The organism is Mycetohabitans sp. B8, from assembly GCF_021991875.1.
GTDB lineage: Bacteria > Pseudomonadota > Gammaproteobacteria > Burkholderiales > Burkholderiaceae > Mycetohabitans.
The window spans coordinates 322835-343430 of record NZ_JAHLKR010000019.1; the positions used below are offsets into that span (position 1 = coordinate 322835).

General features: G+C 61.6%; 21 protein-coding genes, 1 tRNA gene and 3 pseudogenes. 14 read left to right on the top strand and 11 right to left on the bottom strand.

The window, feature by feature from the left end; genetic code table 11:
- Positions 1 to 2: 2 nt before the first annotated feature.
- Complete coding sequence (locus tag KQH60_RS12190) at positions 3 to 623, top strand: DUF2946 family protein (protein ID WP_237576684.1); 621 nt, start codon at positions 3 to 5, stop codon at positions 621 to 623.
- A 30-nt stretch (positions 624 to 653) separates the two neighbouring features.
- Here the strand turns inward: KQH60_RS12190 and KQH60_RS12195 are convergent, their stop codons facing one another.
- A complete protein-coding gene (locus tag KQH60_RS12195) occupies positions 654 to 2390 on the bottom strand; it encodes a M48 family metalloprotease (protein WP_237576685.1) in 1737 nt (578 codons plus the stop codon).
- A gap of 280 nt (positions 2391 to 2670) precedes the next feature.
- Here KQH60_RS12195 and moaC point away from each other — a divergent pair, with 280 nt between their 5' ends.
- Positions 2671 to 3150 carry a cyclic pyranopterin monophosphate synthase MoaC gene (moaC, locus tag KQH60_RS12200; protein WP_237576686.1) on the top strand — a complete coding sequence of 160 codons (480 nt, stop codon included), beginning with the start codon at positions 2671 to 2673 and terminating at the stop codon, positions 3148 to 3150.
- Positions 3151 to 3228: 78 nt separating this feature from the next.
- Here moaC and KQH60_RS12205 read toward each other — a convergent pair whose 3' ends face one another.
- On the bottom strand, positions 3229 to 5034 hold the full coding sequence (locus KQH60_RS12205) for a PglL family O-oligosaccharyltransferase (protein ID WP_237576687.1): 1806 nt from the start codon (positions 5032 to 5034) through the stop codon (positions 3229 to 3231).
- Between the two features lie 160 nt (positions 5035 to 5194).
- Between KQH60_RS12205 and KQH60_RS12210 the strand changes: the two genes are divergently transcribed.
- The gene (locus KQH60_RS12210) at positions 5195 to 5773 is read left to right on the top strand and encodes a pilin (protein ID WP_255779122.1); all 579 of its coding nucleotides are present in this window, start codon (positions 5195 to 5197) and stop codon (positions 5771 to 5773) included.
- A 251-nt stretch (positions 5774 to 6024) separates the two neighbouring features.
- Here KQH60_RS12210 and KQH60_RS12215 read toward each other — a convergent pair whose 3' ends face one another.
- The 6 genes from KQH60_RS12215 to recA form a co-directional block, all read right to left on the bottom strand.
- Positions 6025 to 6738 carry a YjbE family putative metal transport protein gene (locus KQH60_RS12215; RefSeq protein WP_237576786.1) on the bottom strand — a complete coding sequence of 238 codons (714 nt, stop codon included), beginning with the start codon at positions 6736 to 6738 and terminating at the stop codon, positions 6025 to 6027.
- A 186-nt stretch (positions 6739 to 6924) separates the two neighbouring features.
- Positions 6925 to 7806: a succinate--CoA ligase subunit alpha gene (sucD, locus tag KQH60_RS12220; RefSeq protein ID WP_041754466.1), complete on the bottom strand. Its 882-nt coding sequence runs from the start codon at positions 7804 to 7806 to the stop codon at positions 6925 to 6927.
- 86 nt (positions 7807 to 7892) lie between these two features.
- Complete coding sequence (gene sucC, locus KQH60_RS12225; protein WP_237576688.1) at positions 7893 to 9059, bottom strand: ADP-forming succinate--CoA ligase subunit beta; 1167 nt, start codon at positions 9057 to 9059, stop codon at positions 7893 to 7895.
- A 17-nt stretch (positions 9060 to 9076) separates the two neighbouring features.
- Complete coding sequence (locus tag KQH60_RS12230) at positions 9077 to 9706, bottom strand: DUF2889 domain-containing protein (RefSeq protein WP_237576689.1); 630 nt, start codon at positions 9704 to 9706, stop codon at positions 9077 to 9079.
- 158 nt (positions 9707 to 9864) lie between these two features.
- Positions 9865 to 10293: a recombination regulator RecX gene (gene recX, locus KQH60_RS12235; protein ID WP_237576690.1), complete on the bottom strand. Its 429-nt coding sequence runs from the start codon at positions 10291 to 10293 to the stop codon at positions 9865 to 9867.
- A gap of 54 nt (positions 10294 to 10347) precedes the next feature.
- Positions 10348 to 11412, bottom strand: a complete 1065-nt coding sequence (gene recA, locus KQH60_RS12240) for a recombinase RecA (RefSeq protein ID WP_237576691.1) — start codon at positions 11410 to 11412, stop codon at positions 10348 to 10350.
- A gap of 321 nt (positions 11413 to 11733) precedes the next feature.
- On the opposite strand from recA, the pseudogene KQH60_RS12245 reads away from it, so the two are divergent.
- The 7 genes and pseudogenes from KQH60_RS12245 to KQH60_RS12270 form a co-directional block, all read left to right on the top strand.
- Positions 11734 to 11947: pseudogene (locus KQH60_RS12245) on the top strand (response regulator); the annotation flags it as partial.
- Positions 11948 to 12030: 83 nt separating this feature from the next.
- A tRNA-Met gene (locus KQH60_RS12250) sits at positions 12031 to 12107 on the top strand.
- A gap of 307 nt (positions 12108 to 12414) precedes the next feature.
- Positions 12415 to 12576 (top strand): hypothetical protein, encoded by a 162-nt coding sequence (locus KQH60_RS12255; RefSeq protein ID WP_237576692.1) that lies wholly within the window; start codon positions 12415 to 12417, stop codon positions 12574 to 12576.
- A gap of 297 nt (positions 12577 to 12873) precedes the next feature.
- Positions 12874 to 13350, top strand: coding sequence for a BsuBI/PstI family type II restriction endonuclease (locus tag KQH60_RS12260; protein ID WP_237576693.1), 477 nt, complete (start codon positions 12874 to 12876; stop codon positions 13348 to 13350).
- A 302-nt stretch (positions 13351 to 13652) separates the two neighbouring features.
- Positions 13653 to 13791, top strand: a pseudogene (locus KQH60_RS15090) (LysR family transcriptional regulator); the annotation flags it as partial.
- 126 nt (positions 13792 to 13917) lie between these two features.
- Complete coding sequence (ydiK, locus tag KQH60_RS12265) at positions 13918 to 15009, top strand: AI-2E family transporter YdiK (RefSeq protein ID WP_237576694.1); 1092 nt, start codon at positions 13918 to 13920, stop codon at positions 15007 to 15009.
- 87 nt (positions 15010 to 15096) lie between these two features.
- Positions 15097 to 15601 (top strand): annotated as a pseudogene (locus tag KQH60_RS12270) (alkaline phosphatase); the annotation flags it as partial.
- 511 nt (positions 15602 to 16112) lie between these two features.
- Here KQH60_RS12270 and KQH60_RS12275 read toward each other — a convergent pair.
- From KQH60_RS12275 to KQH60_RS12285, 3 genes are all read right to left on the bottom strand, one after another.
- Positions 16113 to 17378 (bottom strand): Nramp family divalent metal transporter, encoded by a 1266-nt coding sequence (locus KQH60_RS12275; RefSeq protein WP_237576695.1) that lies wholly within the window; start codon positions 17376 to 17378, stop codon positions 16113 to 16115.
- Positions 17379 to 17465: 87 nt separating this feature from the next.
- On the bottom strand, positions 17466 to 17741 hold the full coding sequence (locus KQH60_RS12280; protein ID WP_255779140.1) for a DUF6723 family protein: 276 nt from the start codon (positions 17739 to 17741) through the stop codon (positions 17466 to 17468).
- Between the two features lie 383 nt (positions 17742 to 18124).
- On the bottom strand, positions 18125 to 18277 hold the full coding sequence (locus KQH60_RS12285) for a DUF6566 family protein (RefSeq protein ID WP_237576696.1): 153 nt from the start codon (positions 18275 to 18277) through the stop codon (positions 18125 to 18127).
- 2 nt (positions 18278 to 18279) lie between these two features.
- On the opposite strand from KQH60_RS12285, the gene KQH60_RS12290 reads away from it, so the two are divergent.
- From KQH60_RS12290 to KQH60_RS12305, 4 genes are all read left to right on the top strand, one after another.
- Positions 18280 to 18483 carry a hypothetical protein gene (locus KQH60_RS12290; protein WP_237576697.1) on the top strand — a complete coding sequence of 68 codons (204 nt, stop codon included), beginning with the start codon at positions 18280 to 18282 and terminating at the stop codon, positions 18481 to 18483.
- A 232-nt stretch (positions 18484 to 18715) separates the two neighbouring features.
- The gene (locus KQH60_RS12295) at positions 18716 to 19585 is read left to right on the top strand and encodes a manganese catalase family protein (protein ID WP_237576698.1); all 870 of its coding nucleotides are present in this window, start codon (positions 18716 to 18718) and stop codon (positions 19583 to 19585) included.
- A gap of 97 nt (positions 19586 to 19682) precedes the next feature.
- A complete protein-coding gene (locus KQH60_RS12300; RefSeq protein WP_237576699.1) occupies positions 19683 to 19868 on the top strand; it encodes a hypothetical protein in 186 nt (61 codons plus the stop codon).
- 76 nt (positions 19869 to 19944) lie between these two features.
- Positions 19945 to 20595 carry a phosphoribosyltransferase gene (locus tag KQH60_RS12305; RefSeq protein ID WP_237576700.1) on the top strand — a complete coding sequence of 217 codons (651 nt, stop codon included), beginning with the start codon at positions 19945 to 19947 and terminating at the stop codon, positions 20593 to 20595.
- Position 20596 lies beyond the last annotated feature (1 nt).

Genomic DNA, 20596 nt, shown 5'->3' on the forward strand with positions numbered 1-20596 from the left:
CGATGGATGACATCGTCAAGAAAGCACTGGCCAAATGGCCCGACGTCCCACACTGCACCGGCTGGCTGCTGCTGGACAGACGCGGCAACTGGCGCATGCGCGATGAAGCGGCGCAGGCAGGCGGCGAGCCGGGCACACCGATCCGGCACCCGGCGCTGCTCGGCTTCATCAATCGCAACTACCAAAGCGACGAAGACGGCCAGTGGTACTTCCAGAACGGGCCGCAGCGAGTCTACGTCGAGTTGGCATACACGCCCTATGTTGTCAGGATGTCCAAGAATGAAGATTTGTCTGAAGCATTACGCGGCGACGTGCTGACGCTGCGCGACCACACCGGGGCACCGTTCGTGCCTTGCGCGTGCTACCTCGACGACGCCGGCGGCGTATTGTTCGTCGATGATGGCGCACCGGCGCGGGTCGCAGTGTTGCACGATCATGACCTGGCGCTCTTGTGCGAGCACATCGATTTTGATGACGACGGACAACCGCATACGTTCGTCTGGCGCCCACACGTGTCGTTGCGAATCCAGCCCATCGAGCGCGTCGATGTGCCGACGCGCTTTCATTTCGAGCCCAGCCCCGCCGCGGTCGCAGCAGCGCGCCCCGCCGACCCGATGGCCTGAGCGTGCGGCATGACGGCCCCCGCGGACTCGCTACCCGCGATGCTTGTCGTTGTCCCGCTCTTCCCGATAGCGCTCGTCGAATTCCCGCAGCCGCGCAGCGATCACCGACATGTCGTAGTATGACGCACCCTGTGTATCGCGCGCCTGCCTAAGTTGGCGGATCGCCGATGGCCACGCGCCGTCAAGCGCCAGCATCTCCGCTTGCGCGCGGCGCTGCTGGACCGTGTCACCCAACGCGGCACTGGCTTGCGCCAGATAGCGCCACCATTCGCTGCGCTGCGGCTCCGCGGCCGCCTGCGCCCGTGCCAACGCCTGCGCGTCGGCGTACCGGCGCGCGGCGATCATCGCCTGCAAATACGCGTCGATCGCCGCGTGCGAAGCGGGATAGCGGCGCCGTGACAGTTGGGCTTCGCGCAGCGCATCGTTCAGCCGTCCAGCGCGGCGGACAATTTCTGAGCCCAGCACATCCAGGCTGACCGTGGACGACATGTCATCCGGCTGCGCCGACTGCAACGCACCGAATGTCGCCCGCGCGCGGCGCAACGAAGTCTGCGCGGTCTCATAGTGCGCCTGCAGCATTTGCGCCAGCGCGATGCCATACCAGTTCGCCGCTACACTCGGAGCGGTCTGGTCATCGATTTCCGTTCGCAGGCGCTGCTCGATATCCGCAAGATCGCTTGCTGACTTGTTCTGCAGCACCCGCACGCGTGCCTGCACGAATACATACTCCGACGACTGCCGCGGCTGGCGATACGCTGCATGGCGGGCCCGGTCCGCCATGTCGGCGATCCGCTCCCCAGTCAGCGGGTGCGTTCGCGCGTAGGGCGGCACGCCGACATCCGCGACCGTACCACGCTCCATGCGCTCGAAGAACGATGGCATTCCATACGGGTCGAAGCCCGCGCCTTCCAGCATCATGAAGCCGACGCGATCCGCCTCGCGCTCGGCGGTGCGCGAAAACCGCAATTGATTGTCGACGGCGAACGCCTGTCCGCCGATCGCCACCGCCGAGCCCAGATCCGCGCTATGGGCCAGCGCACCCGCAAGCAAGCCAAATAGCATGCCGGCGATCGCCGCATAGCTGTTGCGCTCGCTGACCGTGATCATCCGCGCGATATGCCGTTGCAGCACGTGGCCCATCTCGTGGCCAATGACCGACGCCAGCTCCGATTCGGTGCGTGTCGCGATGATCAAGCCCGTGTTCATTCCGATGAAGCCGCCCGGCATCGAGAACGCGTTGATCTGCGTGTCGCGCACCGAGAACAGGTCGAAATCCGGCACGTAGCCACCGATGTAGCGCTCGCGGGCCGCGGCCGCGAGCCGTAAGGCGACCGAGTTCAAATAATCCCGCACCAGCCAGTCGCCCAGGTAGTCGGGATCATGTCGCACCTCGCGCATCACCCGCTCGCCAAGCTTGCGCTCAGCCTGCGGCGACAACGAGCCGCCCGAGCCGTCGCCGAGGCTGGGCAGCGAGTGCACGTGCGGCCCAGGGGACGTACCTGTGAACCGCGACGTACCCGGGCGCTCGATGCTGCCCGCATTGCCGCGATACACGCCGAATACATCGCTCAGTGAATCGGAATAGCGCGGATCATATTGCCCAATATCACGGCTCGCCGCGCTAGCCACCGAATCCGTCGGCGTGCCAGTGGACACCCGCACGCCGGCACGCACGGTGTCGGGCGCGCCGGACGGCTGGGCGCTTGGCAGCCGCGGCCAAACCAGCGCAACGATGACGGACAACGCAATAAAACGTTTGATCTGCATGACTCGGTCAAGACATCCCGGCACACGGCTGGGCAACGGCAGCACCCGTTCAGCCGCCGCACCACCGTGAATACACACATAGGCCCAGACGCCGCAGTGCTCGTGCGTGCGTGCGCGCGCCCGCGCGTGCCACTGCTATGATACCGGGATGCCTGCGGGCCTCGGTAAGTCACTATTACACGCCGATGCGCCGCGGACCGGGCCAGCCTACCGTGGACCGGCGAGCCCCCGCAAGCCGCACACCGCCGCTGTTCAGCAACGATCCCGTGCCGTCACTATCATGTCAGAACTGACCCATTTCGATGCATCCGGCCACGCGCAGATGGTCAACGTCGGCGAAAAGGATGCAACCCGCCGTGTCGCGATTGCGCGTGGCACGATCGCGATGCGCGCCGAAACACTAGCGCTCATCCGCGAGGGGCGCGCCGCCAAGGGCGACGTGCTCGGCGTCGCGCGTATCGCGGCGATCCAAGGCGCCAAGCGCACATCAGACTTGATCCCCCTGTGCCACCCGCTCGCGCTGACCCGCGTGAGCGTCGATTTCACTTTAGACGAAACGCCGGCCGCCGTGCACTGCACCGCCCGCGTCGAGACGATCGCCCGCACCGGCGTCGAAATGGAAGCGCTCACGGCGGTGCAGGTCGGCCTGCTGACCCTCTACGACATGTGCAAGGCCGCCGATCGAGGCATGACGATCACCGATGTGAAGCTGCTCGAGAAGCACGGCGGCAAGTCCGGGGATTGGGTGGCAGGGGAATAGGCTCGGCCGGATTAGGCTCGGCCAGACCGCGGATGTGACCCAACGGATCCCGCGTTAGGGCGAGATGAACAAAGCCGATTACTCCCCACTGTCTTCGTCGGCCTCCTGCGCCGCCGGCACGATCCCATAGCGGGCGACAAGCGCCTGCTTGAATGACGCAAGCACACTGCCTGCATCGTCACACGCCCGATACACCGCGGCAAGCTGCATCGGCCAATCCTTCAACATGTCCGCAAACATCTTTAGCCGGCGCATGGTCTGCAGCGCGCCATCGGTATCGCCAGCGATCGCCTGCAGCACCGCATATCGCCGCACGACGGTTTCTCCAGGCAACAGAGCCATCGCCTGACGGTGCATCGCCAACTTCTTGTCGAGATCGGTCTTATCCAATGGCAACAATGTCGCGAAACCATATTCGCCCCATGCGGAAAACAGCACCGCCGGATCGGCCCGGTATTGTTCATAGGGATTGGAGCCGTAGTAGAGCACTTCCGAGCGCGCATAGTCGCGCTGGATTGGGTACAACGCGACGAGGCCAGCAAGCACCAACGCCCCCTGCACCGCTCGGGCGGCCGCTGCGGGCGCCGCCCGCAGCGGCGCGGTCTCCAGCAGTCCAATGACGAGCCACGTCGGCAGCAGGAAGAACATGTACTGCTGCGGATACTCGACCAGCGCGTGCATCAGCACGATGCCGAGCAGCGCCACGCCGAATACCCGTTCAATCCGCTCGCCACCGCGCAGAACGCGCACGAACCACAGCAGCAGTCCCACCACGACGATCGCCAGTCCCAGCGCACCGGTCTTGGCCAGCAGGTCGATCCCGATGTTATGGGAATTGTTCGCGATCTCAACGCTGCCGAGCTTGTCGACGAGTTCGTATTGAATGCGCGGAAATTCGCCCCAGCCGACGCCGAACCACGGGTGCATCTCGAACATCGCGAGCCCGTATTTCCAGAGCGCCAACCGCGGCGCAATCTGGCTGGCATCCTGGAACCGTTCGGCAGCGGACTGACCCAGATTCAGGCCGAAAGACGCATTAGCCCAGCGCGTCGCGATATTGACGGCGACGAAAATGACTAGCAGCAACACCGGCGTCACCCAATCGCGCAGCGAACGCCGAGTATTGTAGCGTCCACCATAAGACTTTACGCGATTGCGATGCGCGTCGAACGCCATCCATGCCCCCGCCAGCACGATGACGCCGGTCTGCAACCAGGGGCCGCGCGAGACCGTCAATGCCTGACCAGCTGTATAGACCACTGACAACACGATCCATACCGGGTAACGTAACCGTCGCTGCTGAACCAGATACAGCGCCGCGGCCAGCGCAAACGCGATGTACGTGGCCAAATGGTTCGCCTGCGCCATGTTGCCGAACGGCCGCCGCCCTATCTGTACGTTGTAGCTGACCACGAAGGGCGCCACGCGGTTTTCCAAATGAAATAATTGGACGAATTGACAAAACACTGCGAATACGCCACCTGCCAGCAGCGCGTACGCCATCACATTGAACACGCGTTGCATCGAACCGAGGCGACTGATCCAGTATCCCGTCTGCGTCGCGATCAACGCGGCAAGCAGGAACCCGCCACCGAGCAGATTCATCGATGGCTGAACGGTATCCATAATGAACGGCTGCGCGAACAACAACGCACCGAACAGCAGCGGCACGAGCGCCACCCGCGGCGCACCGATCGCCGCGCGCTCGCCGGACGCAAACACCCACGCGAAGACCGATGCCCCGGCCAGCAGGTACAACGCGAGCGCCGAGTACTCGGCGTAGAAAGTCGGGATCGGATACGTATGTAACGTGACCGCGTAAGGCAGGATCCAGGCCAGGATAAGAAAGACAAACGTCAACAATCGCGGCAACGATACGAGCATGGCGGGTTAGACTCGGGGAAACCGGCGCACTATACAAAAATTCTGCACCGCTGTGGCAATGCATTAGCTATTTAGCTGACTGCAGCTAACTCAGCCTGTTGCGCAAAATTGCTCGGACCGCGTTCGATTCCCGAAGCGGCCCCTTGTAAGGAGCGCACCGATGACTGCCTCGAGCCGCCAGAAGCCTGACAATTCTTACCGCACCACGGCACGGGAACCGACACCATCATGCGCGGCATTCACGCTGGTAGAACTGATGATCGTACTGGCTATCATTGGCATCGTCGCGTCATTTGCGCTACCAGCGTACCGTGACTATCTGACTCGCAGCCGGGTCGGCGAGGGCCTATCGCTGGCCGCGCCGGCGCGGCTAGCCGTGGCGGAAAACGCCGTGGCGGGCGCTCAACAACTCGGCAGCGGCTATACACGAGCATCGGCAACGCGCAACGTGGAGTCGATTGACATCGACGACAAAACGGGGGCCATCACGATCAGCTATACCTCCCTGGTCGCACCATCCGGCGAAAACACGCTCGTGCTGGTGCCGTCGACATCCGACGATCCGGACGCACCTCGTGCACAAGTATCCGTCAGCAGCAACCGCAGCGGCGCAGGCACACTAACCTGGGAGTGCTTCGCCGCAGGCAAGACCACTTCATCGCTTCCGATTCCCGGGCCAGTGCCAGATCCAAGGCCAACGCTGCCGGCCCGTTTTGCGCCGCCGGAGTGCCGTGCATGAGCCGCATCCAAGTTCGCGTACCGCAGCGCATTAGCACGCTGGGGGTGGCGACATCGCAGTGCCGCCATCGGCATACTGAGCATAGCGACATCGAAGGACCCATACCCGTGTCCCGAACCTGCGAGCGTCGCAATGCCGTGAACGAGCGGCATCGTCGCGTGATCGCCATGAGGACTACGCGCCTGAACGACGCCGGCAGCGTCGTGATGGCATGCCAAGCCGCGTTGGCCACCGCCTCCCGTGTCCGCGTATCAGCGAGCGCGCACGACTGTGCCATGCCGGCTAAGGCGTTTCAGCCACCTGCCGATCCCGATCACGATCAATGCACCGACGACGCCGGCGACATAGTGATACGCTTGCGTGCCGTCCTCAAGCCATCGCGCAACGAGAGAATCACCGATGATCAGGCCACCGGCACTCCAACCAAGCAACGCGGCACTGAGTGTGACGATCGCCGGAAAACGATCCAGCAGCTTGAGCGCCAGCGTGCTGCCCCATACGATCCACAGCATACTCAACAGCAACCCGAAGATAACCTGCCCCAGCCGATGCGCCGACGCAGTCGCATCGGCCGCGCCGGCTATTGCGATCACGTCGTCCAAGCTCATCACGAAATCGGCGACGATGATGGTGCACACGGCCACCCACAGCTTGCCTGCAGCCTTGACGCTGCCATGTGCATCCAGATGCGGCTGCATCAACTGGATGCCGATCCACAGCAGCAACAAGCCACCAACGAGCTTCAGGACTGGCACGTCGAGCAACAGGACGGCGAACGCAATCAGCACGACGCGCAGCACGATGGCGCCGACCGTACCCCACAGCACGCCTTGCATCCGCTGCACAGGCAGAAGGTTCCGGCAGGCCAGCGCGATGATGACGGCATTGACGCCGCCCAGCAGGATATCAATGATGACGATCTGGAGCACGGCGCTCCAGTTCAGCGAGGTGAGCAGTTCGAGCAGGGTGGCCGGCGCGGAACGGAAAAGACCAACCGGCTTTCAGACTCGTTGCTTATAGAAAGCGTCGAACACGAAAGGGTTTCGAAAGAATATCGAATTCCGCGCTTCACCGGCTGGAAAAAGACACGGCCGACCACCGCGACGCGGTGGCCGGCCGTGCCGGAAGTGATGCGTGCGTGTCGGCGGCGCTTACAGCACCGACTTCAACAAGCGCCCCATCTCAGATGGGTTCTTTGTTACTTTGATGCCGCACGACTCCATGATTTCGAGCTTCGCTTCGGCAGTGTCGGCACCGCCCGAGATCAATGCGCCAGCGTGACCCATCCGCTTGCCGGGGGGCGCCGTCACACCGGCGATGAAGCCCACGACCGGCTTCTTCATGTTGTCCTTGATCCAGTACGAGGCATTCGCCTCGTCCGGGCCGCCGATTTCACCGATCATGATGACCGCGTCTGTATCCGGATCGTCGTTGAACATCTTCATCACATCGATGTGCTTCAGACCGTTGATCGGGTCGCCACCGATCCCGACAGCCGACGATTGCCCCAGGCCAAGGGCGGTCAACTGGGCAACCGCCTCATACGTCAGCGTACCCGAACGGGAGACAACGCCAATGCGACCCTTCTTGTGGATGTGGCCCGGCATGATGCCGATTTTCAACTCATCGGGCGTGATCACACCCGGGCAGTTTGGCCCGAGCAACAACGTTTTGCGGTTTTCGCGGCGCATCCGATCGCGCACCTCAATCATGTCCCGGACCGGAATGCCTTCGGTGATGCAGATTGCCAGGTCCAGATCGGCTTCAACTGCTTCCCAGATGGCCGCAGCGGCGCCGGCTGGCGGCACGTAGATCACCGACACGGTTGCACCGGTCTGCGCCTTGGCTTCCTTGACGCTACCGAAAATCGGAATGCCCTCGAAATCCTCACCGGCCTTCTTCGGATTCACACCCGCGACATAGGCAGCGCGGCCATTCGCGTACTCGCGGCAGGCGCGCGTGTGGAACTGGCCGGTCTTGCCGGTGATACCCTGCGTGATGACCTTCGTATCTTTATTGATCAGAATCGACATGTAATGACCTCTTTCGTTCGGCGTCGCGGCTCGCGAAGGCGCGGTGGCCACGACACCATGCGTATCCTCGAAGTGAGCGCGACGGCTTACTTGCCTTCGGCTGCGGCGACAACCTTCTGCGCGGCTTCTTCCATGCTGTCCGCGGAAATAATCGGCAACCCGGAGTCGGCGAGCATCTTCTTGCCGAGGTCCTCGTTGGTACCCTTCATCCGCACGACCAGCGGCACCTGCAGATGCACCGCCTTCGATGCCGCGATCACGCCCTCGGCGATCACATCGCAACGCATAATCCCACCGAAGATGTTCACGAGGATGGCCTTCAGGTTCGGGTTCTTCAGCATGAGCTTGAACGCTTCGGTCACCTTCTCGGTCGTCGCACCACCGCCGACGTCGAGGAAGTTCGCCGGTTCGCCGCCGAACAACTTGATCGTATCCATCGTCGCCATCGCCAGGCCAGCACCGTTGACCAGACAGCCGATGTTGCCATCCAGGGAGATGTACGCGAGATCGAACTTCGACGCCTCAATTTCGGCCGGGTCCTCTTCGTCGAGGTCACGGTATGCAACGATCTCCGGATGACGGAACAGCGCGTTCGAATCAAAATTGAACTTTGCGTCCAGGGCGATAACGTTGCCGTCGCCGGTCAAGATCAACGGGTTGATTTCAGCCAGCGAAGCGTCCGTTTCCCAAAACGCCTTGTACAGTCCGTGCAGGTTCGCACGGGCCTGCGCGAGCGAGGCGTCCGGCACACCGATTTTCTTGGCAATCTCGTCTGCTTCAGCGTCTTGCAAACCCTTGGCTGGATCGACCGCAACCTTGTGGATCAGCTCGGGCGTCTTCGCGGCCACTTCCTCGATGTCCATGCCGCCTTCGCTGGAGGCCATCAGCACGACCTTTTGCGAGATGCGGTCGACGACGAGACCGACATACAGTTCCTTCTTGATGTCCGCGCCTTCTTCGATCAGCAGCCGGTTGACCTTTTGCCCTTCGGGGCCGGTCTGGTGCGTCTTGAGTTGCATGCCGAGGATCTGGTTCGAATACTCGCGCACCTGATCAAGCGATTTCGCGACTTTGACGCCACCGCCCTTGCCACGGCCACCAGCATGGATCTGGGCCTTCACCACCCAGACCGGGCCGCCGAGTTCCTCGGCCACCTTGACGGCTTCATCTACCGAAAACGCGGGTTTGCCGCGCGGCACCGTGACCCCGAATTTCCGCAGGATCTCTTTACCCTGGTACTCGTGAATCTTCATGCGTGATTCCCTTCAGTCTAAGAGTTGGAATGAATATCGCTGTGTGCGGCGCTTGGCGCAGCTTCGCGCACGGTAGCGCGGACTTCGCGCGGCACGTGGCCATACCAGCGCGGATAGATTGGCGTGGCTACGGGGCAGTCAAGCTTCAACGTGTGACAGCAATCAAGCTGAAACGGCATCGCGTCGCAAGTTACGCCCGTGTCCGGCGCGCTTGTCTGCGACACCTCGCCGACGCAGTTCTGGATAGCTGCGGTCGGCGATACCACGCGCAGATCGTTCAGATGCGTGCAGCCCGCGGCCCCACCAAAACGCTCAGTGGCGGCATGCCGGAGCCCGCGACGCAAGTCCAACCCAATCAATGCGCAATAGCTTGGATTGGCGTCTTCGCAATGCCCCAGATAAGAAACCCATTCCGACGACGAGCGCGCATCGACGGCATTCATCTGACGATCAATCGTCACGCGCAGCCGAAGTTCGTGGATAGGTAGTCCGGTCGGCCTAACGCCGGTTGCGAGTTGCGTGTCACGCGCGTTGCAATCGGTCAGGCATGCTTCGATGTCCCACAAGCTGTCTTCGCGCTCGAACGTTTGCACGTCAATCGCACAGCGATGACGCACCCGACGAGGAGCAAAGGGAGGGAGCGGCATAGAAAGGGGGACGGCCGGATGGAAAACCCAGCGATTTTAGCATACCGGTCCGGTGGCCTAGCGACGCCCGTACGCCCACCGCGGAACGCGCTTCACCGCCAGGAACGCATATGCGCAGCACGGCACGCCGCGTGGCACAACACGGTCTGCGCGGACCGTCATTCATCGCCAGCTTCGTCGTCAATCCCGCTGACGAGTCGCGAAACGACCGCGTGGGAAAAGCCGCGGGCAGCCAGGAAACGCGCCTGCTTGGCACGCTCGGCCGGCGTCTGCGCGGCATGACCTTGAAATTTCTTTTGCCACACCGCTTTCGCCCGTTCCCATTCGGTTTCCCGTAATCGATTGCCGATGTCGTCCAATAGGTCGCCATGCAACGCGTGCCGCTTCAACTCGCCAACGATCCGGGCCGCGCCGAAGCGGGACGCACGGCGATGCACGACACTTTCGGCAAACCGGCTGTCGGACAACCAGCCGTCCCGCTCCAGTGCATCGAGAATCGGCTCGATGCTGTCGCCTTCCTGGGCGTCGCGCTTAAGCTTCGCGGCCAGTTCGGCACGGCTGTAATCTCGGCGCGATAAATACCCCAATGCGCGCCCCTTCAGGCTTGGCGCGGGGCGCGGGAACTTCGTGCGCACTTCGCGTTACTCTTGCCCGCCCTCGGCGACTACCGCGCCGGCCGGCATCGCCACAACACCGAGCGACTCGCGGACGCGATTTTCGATCTCGCGCGCAAGGTCTGGATTTTCACGCAGGAACTCCCGCGCATTGTCCTTGCCCTGGCCGATCTTCTCGCCTTTGTAGCTATACCAGGCACCCGCCTTCTCGACGATCTTCGCCTGGACGCCAAGATCAATGATTTCACCGTGTCGCGAAATCCCCTCGCCATACAAGATGTCGAAAATCGCCTCGCGAAACGGTGGCGACACTTTGTTTTTGACCACCTTAACCCGCGTTTCGTTACCGATGACTTCGTCGTTCTTCTTGATCGAGCCGATCCGACGGATATCGAGCCGGACCGACGCGTAAAACTTCAACGCATTGCCACCGGTGGTGGTTTCCGGGTTGCCAAACATCACGCCGATCTTCATGCGAATCTGGTTAATAAAGATGACCAGGCAATTGGTCCGCTTGATCGTGCCGGTCAGCTTGCGCAGCGCCTGCGACATCAGCCGCGCCTGCAGGCCGGGCAGTGAATCGCCCATTTCACCTTCGATTTCGGCCTTCGGCACGAGCGCGGCCACCGAGTCGATGACGATCATGTCGATCGACCCCGAGCGCACGAGTGCATCGGCGATTTCCAGTGCCTGCTCGCCAGTATCAGGCTGAGAAATCAGCAGTTCCGACGCGTTGACGCCCAGCTTGGACGCGTACTGGACATCGAGCGCGTGTTCCGCGTCGATGAACGCGCAGGTGCCGCCGATTTTCTGCATCTCGGCGATTACCTGCAGCGTGAGCGTCGTCTTGCCGGACGATTCCGGCCCGTAAATCTCGACGACACGGCCACGCGGCAGCCCACCGACACCTAGCGCGATGTCTAGGCCGAGCGAGCCAGTCGATACGACTTGAATGTCTTCGACTGCCTCGCCATGGCCAAGTCGCATGATCGACCCCTTACCGAACTGCTTCTCGATCTGCGACAGCGCGGCAGCCAGTGCCTTGCTCTTCTCCGCAGTCAGTCCAGCTGAGCCTTTCTTGCTTTCTTCCATGAATCGTCCTTTGCTATGATGAGCGGCAGTCCGTTGCCGAGGCGGCATGCCTCGCATCGCAGCCATTCCGGCCAACCCCGGATAACACCGCTGCCCGCGCCAACGCACGGCTTCGGATACTGTATAAAAAAACAGTGTTGTTTGCAAGCGCGAAATACATGCGTCCTTTTTGCAACTAGCATGCCTGGTCCCGCTGCGTGCCGCGCCCCTCGGAGTAGAGTCCGTGCGTATTGCGTTGGACATTGCGTGTCGTTGCAATATGCAGATAAGGAAACGCCGAAAAGGGGGACAGGTTTGCGTCGCCGGCACTAAAACACGCCCGTGCGCATTTTTATTGCTGAAGATGACAGCATACTCGCGGATGGCCTGATCCGATCATCCGCCATTCGGGCTATGCGGTCGATCACGTCAAGACGGGGTCGAGGCCGACGTTGCGCTGTCGATGCAATCGTTCGACCTGCTGATTCTTGATCTCGGACTGCCGCGCATGAGCGGGCTCGACGTATTAAGCAGGCTGCGGCAACGCAATTCCAACCGCTTTGCATCGGTCGGGCTCCGAGGGGGACGTGAAAGCAGTTGACAGCGCGTCTGCTCATGTCCATAATCCGAGATTCTTTCGGCGAATTAGCTCAGTCGGTTAGAGCGACGGAATCATAATCCGCAGGTCCGGGGTTCGAGTCCCTGATTCGCCACCAAATGCAAAAGCCCTGTAGGTCTTTGACTTACTGGGCTTTTTCAATAAGGGCTCTGCGGCTTCGCTGCGAGCCCTTTTCTTTTACCGTTACCTCGCGGTGCAAATCATCAGCTTTCGCAGGAGGAGCGAGCCAGAGTTCGGGCGCTTGTCGATGAGTTGTTGTCACGCCGACAAAAATAATTGGGGTAACGCGGCTAGGTTGTACTTATCAGCCAAGGATCAACACTCGGGGATCTGTCAACATGGGCAGCACACGCACATGCGCCACCTTCCTCGTTCCAGAACTCACGCCCGAGCAAGAGACCACTATGAGCAGGTTGAACGCCACAAGCGATTATTTTGCCTATACGGTGGCTCGCACTCTCGACGACCAGGCGTGGGAAGTCAATACCCGCGTTGCGAACATATACAGCGCGTTGACGGCGCGTTACTCCAGTTGCGCCGAAGCGCGCACTGCTGAAGAGGCCTGAAGCACCTGGGAACGCTCAAGCGTACCCGATCAGGCTAAGCTTGAATTTCGAAAAATTTGGGCGGCCGAATGGCTCGCCCTTCAAGCCGCCTTATAGCGCTGTCGTTGACACGGATCGGTGGGGGTCATTTGTTTTGCAATACGGTCGAGAAAACCCGAGGAACCGGGCGCGTTCCGCACTAGACACCCCGCCTCCCCCGTCACCCGGGGCCGCGATAACGCCCGAGATGAAGGCGGGACTACAGTAGGATTCGCCGGAACCTAAAGAACGTAGCAACGCGCTACATCGGGCCCAACTTTGAACCAGACCACTAGCGATGTCGAGGTTTTCGCGCCACGCTTTTTAAAGCAGCCGACCGTACTTTGGCTGTCAAAGCCAGGCAACAAGGTCGTCGCCCGTGATGAAAGCCTAGCCACCGCCTTGGGCTTGAAGATAGACGCATCAAAAGCGCTCCCCGACATCACCCTCATTGACCTAGGCAGCGACGACGGTGGCAGCGACATGCTTGTGGTGTTCGCCGAAGTGGTCGCATCCGATGGTCCGATCACTCGGAAGAGAAAGGTCGCCTTAACCGCGATGGCGCTAGAAGCCGAGTTTGACGAGCGACATCTCGCGTTTTTGACTGCGTACTTGGATCGATCCGGCCAACCTTTCCGTAAAAGTATTTCTGAGCTTGCGTGGGGTTCCTATGCTTGGTACGCGTCCGAACCGGAACACCTCATGGAACTATGGACTAGCAGCTCCCGGAAGCTTTCCGCCGATACGCCCGAGTAATGCGCAAATGTGAAGGCGCGGTGCTGCAGGCGAAGAAAACGGCGACGCCCAGGTCCCCTTATTCGTAGCGCTAGTTGTCGTTCTCGCTACGCTCGGCGCGCGACTCATTCTTGCGTTGCTGAAATTTGTGCGTCCGATAGTGTCCCGCCTATATGCATGCCCGGAGCCTTCTGGGCACGGCGGAGCGCGCGGTGGATTAGGTCAAGAAACGCGTCAACTGCGTGCCGGGCGCCGACACACTGGCCGATTTGGGGCGGATTGTGCGCCTATTCGGGTGCGGGCACTCGCGCGACGGCCATCGGGTCGCGCTCCTGCCAAAGCACCGAGCGGCCCCGATGCCGATGACGTTGTTCGTCCCCCACCGCCAACCGGTATAGGCAGTTTCAAGTCTTTGCCGAACGGCTCGAGCTGCTGTTGAAACCGCGGCTGCCGCGACCTTGATGCCGCACCGGCCATAAGTTCATGCTTTTTCGCCATCGTACGGAACGCACGCGAGTCGGGACCGATCCTTGCTATGCCCACACGTGCCGAGTACGGCACGTTAATCACGCTGGAGGTATCGACGGTATGAACCATTCGCAAGCGCAAACAGACATCGCGCGGGCTTTATTAATCATTTTTGTTTTGTCGCTGCTGATCGGGGGTAGCCTGTATATCATGCGTCCGTTCCTGCCCGCGCTGATCTGGGCCACGATGATCGTCGTGGCCACGTGGCCGTTGATGCGCGGCGCGCAGGCGCGGCTCGGCGGACGACGCGGCCGGGCTACTGCGTTGATGCTGGCCGCCTTGTTGGTCGTCATCGCGCTGCCACTGTATGGCGCGGTGGTGGCCATCGCGGCCCACGCCGATACAATCCTGCAGTACGCTCGTGCGCTGCCGGATTACCGGCCCGCGCCGCCACCGGCTTGGTTGCACGAGGTGCCGCTGGTCGGCGAGCGCACCGCCTCGGCATGGCAGCGGCTCACCCACGCCGGCGTCGACGGCCTGATGGAATTCGTCGCCCCTTACGCGGACACCGGCGCGAAATGGATGGTGTCGCACGCGACCGCGGTCGGTGGCGTACTCGTGCATCTGCTGTTGACGCTGATCCTGTGCGGGGTGTTGTACATGCATGGCGAAACGGCAGCAGGGGCCGTGCGGCGCTTTGCCTATCGCCTTGCCGACGAGCGCGGTACGGCCGCGGTGCGCCTGGCCGGCCAGGCCATCCGCGCCGTTGCGCTGGGTATCGTCGTGACCGCGGCCGTGCAATCGGCGCTGGCCGGGGTTGGACTGCTCGCCGCCGGGATACCCGGCGCGGGCATAGTATGCGCGATCATCCTGATTCTGTGCCTGGCGCAGATCGGTCCGCTGCTGCCGTTGATCGGCGCGGCAATCTGGCTGTTCTACCAGGATGCGACTATCGCCGGGGTCGCCATGCTCATCTGGGCGTTCGTCGTTTCTAGTCTCGACAATGTCATCCGTCCGCCGCTGATCCAGCGCGGCGTGGACCTGCCGATGCTATTGGTGTTGGCCGGTGTACTCGGTGGACTGATCGCATTCGGCATCGTCGGACTGTTCATCGGACCGGTCATTCTAGCCGTCACCTATAAGCTGATGCACGCATGGATCGACGAGCAGGCCAAGGCCGTGTCCCGCCCCTATCGACAAGAACGGGCGTAGCCGTAACGGCGCGGGCGACCCGCGCCGTTACCCATACATTAGTCAAGTCTGTCAATTGATTTTCACATTGATTTCATATCATCGCCGGCGTTCAACCTAAAGGACGGCCAGCGCGCGACCGACCACATCGCGATCGACAGCGAGTGGATGCCGGTCGGCCTGAGCGCGCTGGCTGCCGCTGAACGACGAAGACCTGGCGCGCCCGGACGCGCTGGGCAATACCGCCCATGTCGACAAGATCGTCAATCTGGACAATCTGAAGTTCTCCGACAAGCTGCGCACGCTGTTCATCGGCGAAGAAGACAGCGGCATGCACGTGAACAACTTCCTGTGAACCTATAACGTTGACACCCAGACGCTTGCGCGCATCCTGTCCACGCCAGTAGGCACCGAATCGACCGAAGTGCATGCGGCCGCCGAAATCAATGGTTGAACGTACGTGACGAGCAACGTCCAACACGCGGATAACTGGATCGGCATTCCCAACATCGTGAAGCCGACATTGGAGCTCCTCGTGCGCGCGAACGACAAAGACGGCTATGGCGCGTCGGTCGGCTACCTGACGGCCGACCCGGCTTTGGTCAAGCTCTAATCGCGGGCGCGCGGCGTCGCGTGCACGCCGCACTCACGACAATGTCATCGCTGTTGCTGTTGCTGTTGCTGTTGTCAGCTAAGTTAATTCGTTTTCAGCCAAGTCAATTTACAGGCTCGCGAACGCGACAATGCCTATTGCGTGCCCGGTGGTCAGATTGGACACGACTCAAAACCCCGCGTCACCGCAAGAACGGTCGCCATCCAACGCGCTGCCACTGTCCACGCCGGTATAAATCGAGCTCTTCGTGCCGCTTTAGATTCAGATGTTTTGAACGGTGCTGACCGTGGTCGGGCTACCGCTAGCAATCAAGCCGCAGACGTAGCTGTCCCTCTGGCTGCCAAGATTCAACGACGCCCATTGATCAATCCGCCTCCCCGCCTTGCGCGGAACTGCACAGTTCCCGATGTCGACGCCACCCCTTTCGCGGTTTACGGCGATGAGACCAACTGACCCGCCGCCTGTCCGACGACAAGCCTTCACGTCGCATTGTTAAGATGCAATCGGGCTACTAGCGCAGTGTGTCGACGATCAACGCGACGTTCAGGCCAATCACCAGCACTGTGGCCGCCGTCGATAGCGCGGCAAGCCACGGACCGAGCCGATAGCGGCCCATCACGTCACGATGACGACACAACCAGAGCAGCGCGATCATCGGCATCGGCACCGTAAGACTCAATACCACTTGGCTGAGGATCAGGGCACGGGTCGCATCGACACCGGCGGCGACCACCAGGAACGCAGGCAGCATCGTCACTAAGCGGCGCACGACGACAGGAATGCGGAAACCAACGAAGCCTTGCATGATCATCTGTCCCGCCATCGTGCCAACCACCGAGCTGGACAAGCCCGAAGCGATCAGCGACACAATGAACAGCGCCGAGGCCGCGGCACCGAACAACGGCGTCAACGTCCGGTACGCCTGGTCGATCTCGGCGACGTGCGCATGGTCGGGATGAAATGCGCCGGCAGCCATCACCACCATGGCCATGTTGACCAGCCCTGCCACGCTCAGCGCAACGAGCACTTCAATCCGGTTGTAGCGCAGCAGCGTGCGACGGTCCGCGTCGCTTCGCGCGACGATGCGCTCGCCGGTCAGTCCTGAATGCAGGAAGAGCGCATGCGGCATGACCGTCGCGCCGACGATGCCGACCGCAATGGTCAATGCCGCGCGGTCCGGTATCGATGGATGAAGCGCGCCGTGCCCGACTGCGCGCCAATCGATCGGTACGATGAACAGCTGCGCAACGTAGGCCAACGCGATGATGCCAACCAGAGCACCAATCGCCAGTTCCAGCGGTCGAAAGCCGTGCCGCTGGAACGTCAGCATCAGGTACGTGAGCACGCCGACAATCACCATGGCGGCCAGCAGCGGAATGTGAAACAGCAACGCCACGCCGATGGCCCCGCCAATGAACTCGGCCAGGTCCGTGGCCATTGCCGCGAATTCGCTAACCACCCACATCGACAAAGTCACCGGCTTGGGCAGACGCGCCCGGCACAACTGGGCCAGGTTGCATCCGGTCACGATGCCGAGCCGCGCCGACAGGCCTTGGAAGAGCATCGCAACGAGGCTGGCGAACAGCACCACCCACAGCAACTGATAGCCATATCCAGCGCCGGCCTGGATATTGGTCGCGAAGTTGCCCGGATCTATGTACGCGACGGACACTACGACAGCCGGTCCGGCCAACGGCAGCAGGATGCGCACGCCGCGGCGGCGGCCGTCTAGTGCCTGTCTGACTTGTTGCGCGGTTTGCTCGCTGGAAATCGCCATGAATTTGCACATCCCCGTCTGCACACCTTCGTCGTATTGAACGTATCGGCGCCGGCGCGTGCGACGCCCTCCGGCAACGCCGTGGCGTCACCGCTCTGGATTGCGGCGGTCGTCGGCTACGACCTTGCGGCCGTATTCGAGCGCCGCCGCACGCGCCTGCTCAATCGTGTCAAACGGGCCAATCTCGGGAGCGCCCGAAAATGGGAAGATCACGCGGCGATCGGCCTGTCGCACGACCTTCAGCACACCGATAAAACGGCCATCCACGCCGGGCTTGGCGGTGACGAGCACCTTGAATCCTTCGCTCCAGGGTTCTTCGGCGCCAAACACCTGCCCCCCGGCTCGGGGTGTGTTGTACTGCACGGTCCTCTCCTGTCGACGCGGTTCCACATGCCAGCGCCGTGCGGTGCCCCGCCCCGGCTGCCACCACGCTTTGCTCGAAACACGGCACCGGCTTCACCTACCGGGCGGCACCGTTAGCCGTTAGCAGGGCTCGTTCCCGGCTGCGGGCCTTATCAATTTGCAAGCTTGCGCGAACGCAGGCCAGCCGCGCCGGCACACAAGTACGTTCAGCCCACGATACGCTCTATCCGAGATACGTTTGATAAGCGATATGTTTGATGCGCGATACCCGCGAGCACGTACAGCACCGCTAGCGCGTGGACGCGCCTGCCGGCACACGCTGCACCGACATCGGCGTACAATAAACGACATGCATCTCGCGCCCGGCGTCGCGTGGTTCACCGTCAACCAGCGCCCCGCAGCCTTTCAATCAACAAACGCGCCCGTTCCAGTCCGGCGCGCACGGCTTCGTCAGCGGTAAGCCATTCTAGCGTCGCCTCTTGCGGCATGTCGAACTGCACTGGGTTGCCATCGCGCGTGATCTGAACCTGCGGCAACCATGCGCATTGCGCTGCGCCATCACCATGACATGGTGGTCAAGGTAGTCGAGCACCGTGGCGCCCTGATCACTGGCGCCGGGCAAGCTGTTCATCACCATCCTCCGTCGATCTACGTTGCCTTCGGGTTGCCTCCACTGCAGTATCTGTCGCACGCTTGCGCCAAATCAGACTTTTTAACGAACGGATCGAGCCGTTCCGGCTAGGCGTGAACGCCTTGCGATCGCGCGGCGTGCACCGAACAGTCCTCCTATGGAAGCACGCGCATCGAGCCTACGCGCGACGCCGCTGTCGCAATGCTCGTGCCACGTACCCGTGTCACAACGCGTTTTCGCGTTGCGTTAGCGGGAACGCGCGTTGCGCAAACAAATCGGCGGCCGACGCTACGCGCGCGGCCTTGGCGAGCACAGCGACACCTTTCACTTCACAGGAGGCTTCATGTTCGTCCACAACAAACAATTGCAGTACACCGTGCGAGTCGATGGCACGAACCCCGGCCTGGCTAATCTGCTGCTGGAGCAGTTCGGCGGCCCACAAGGCGAACTGGCCGCAGCAATGCGTTACTTCACGCAGGCCGTCTGCGAGGAAGATCCCGGCCGCAAGGACATGCTGTTTGATATCGCTACGGAAGAACTCAGTCATCTGGAGATCATCGGGTCCATCGTCGCGATGCTCAACCGCGGAGCGAAGGGCGAGTTAGCCGAGGCGGTCGATGAGCAGGCCGAGCTTTATCGCAAACTGAATGGCGCCGGCAATGACAGCCATGTAACACAAGTGCTATACGGCGCCGGCACGCCGCTGACGAATTCGGCCGGCGTGCCGTGGAGCGCCGCGTACATCGATACGATCGGCGAGCCAACCGCCGACCTGCGCTCGAATATCGCCGCCGAAGCCAGGGCCAAGATCCTCTATGAACGGCTGATTAATGTCACCGACGATCCCGGCGTGCGAGACGCGCTCGGCTTTTTGATGACCCGCGAGGTCTCTCACCAGAAATCATTCGAAAAAGCGCTTTATTCGATAACTTCGAATTTCCCGCCGGGCAAGCTGCCACCCGCGCCAGAATATGCGAGCAGTTATTTCAAGATGTCCAAAGGCGCGCCGCCGGAACGTGGCCCGTGGAATGAAGGCGGCGACTTGAAGCTCGTGCAAGACCCGCCCCCCGCGGTCAATGGCGGCGACGGCAGCGCCACCGTCACACTTCAGCCAGACGAGGACGCCGCGCTGAACGCAATGAAGCAGCGGCTGAAATCGGATCCGTCTGTAGATCCCGGCACCGGTGCAGAACTGGGCATGAAAAAACCGTAACGCACGATTCACAGCCTAGGCAAGTTGTGCCAGTGCGGCGCACGGAACATAACTTGCTCGATATCGATGCAGATATTCATCCGACAGGAGTATCGAAATGGCAAACTACGCTACTTCAAACGACCCGCATCACAGTCCTGAGCAAGGTACGCCAAACAAGCCTGGCACATTTACCACGGACGTGTCTGAAACCGACGATCAAGGTACGACCGTGCGCGAAACGCAAGTACGCGAAGACGATCTATCCGAGGTCGATTCGAGCGAGCGCGGCGACAAAGAGTAAAGCGTGGCCCGATGTCGCAAAGCTGCCCTCTGAGCTAATGACGTGGTAGACAACGGTTATGCCGTTTTCGCCCCCTTTGCCTTTCGACAATCGCCGCGCGGCAGGCGTTGTGCTGGGTCATGCCCTTGCGCGTTATCGTGATGCTGCGCCGCTCGTCGTTGGCCTACCACGCGGCGGTGTACCCGTTGCATACGAGGTAGCCCGCGCCCTTAGTGGCACGCTCGATGTGCTGTTGGTACGTAAGCTCGGCGCGCCACAGCAACCTGAACTCGCGCTCGGCTCCATCATTGATGGGAAACCGCCGCAAGTGGTCTGGAATGACGACATCATTTCCATGTTGCGTCCCAGCAGTGACTACTTGCGCGATGAACAGCGCCGCCAATGGCATGAACTGAAACGACGCCGTGCGTTATATCGAGGCGGTATGGGGCCTGTTGCGGCCCCGCACCGTACGGTTATCGTCGTCGACGATGGCGTGGCCACCGGAAGCACGATGAAGGCGGCGCTACTCGCGTTGCGCAACTTGGGCGCTGCACGCTTAGTCGCAGCAGCGCCGGTTGCTCCACGCGACGTCTGGAATTCGATTGCGACGCTGGCGCACGATGCTATATGCCTCGCACCGCTCGATTCGTTCGGCGCCGTGAGTCTGTATTACGTCGATTTCACGCAAACCACTGACGACGAAGTCATCGAATTGATGACGCAGGCGCGCGCTTCGCGCGCCTGAG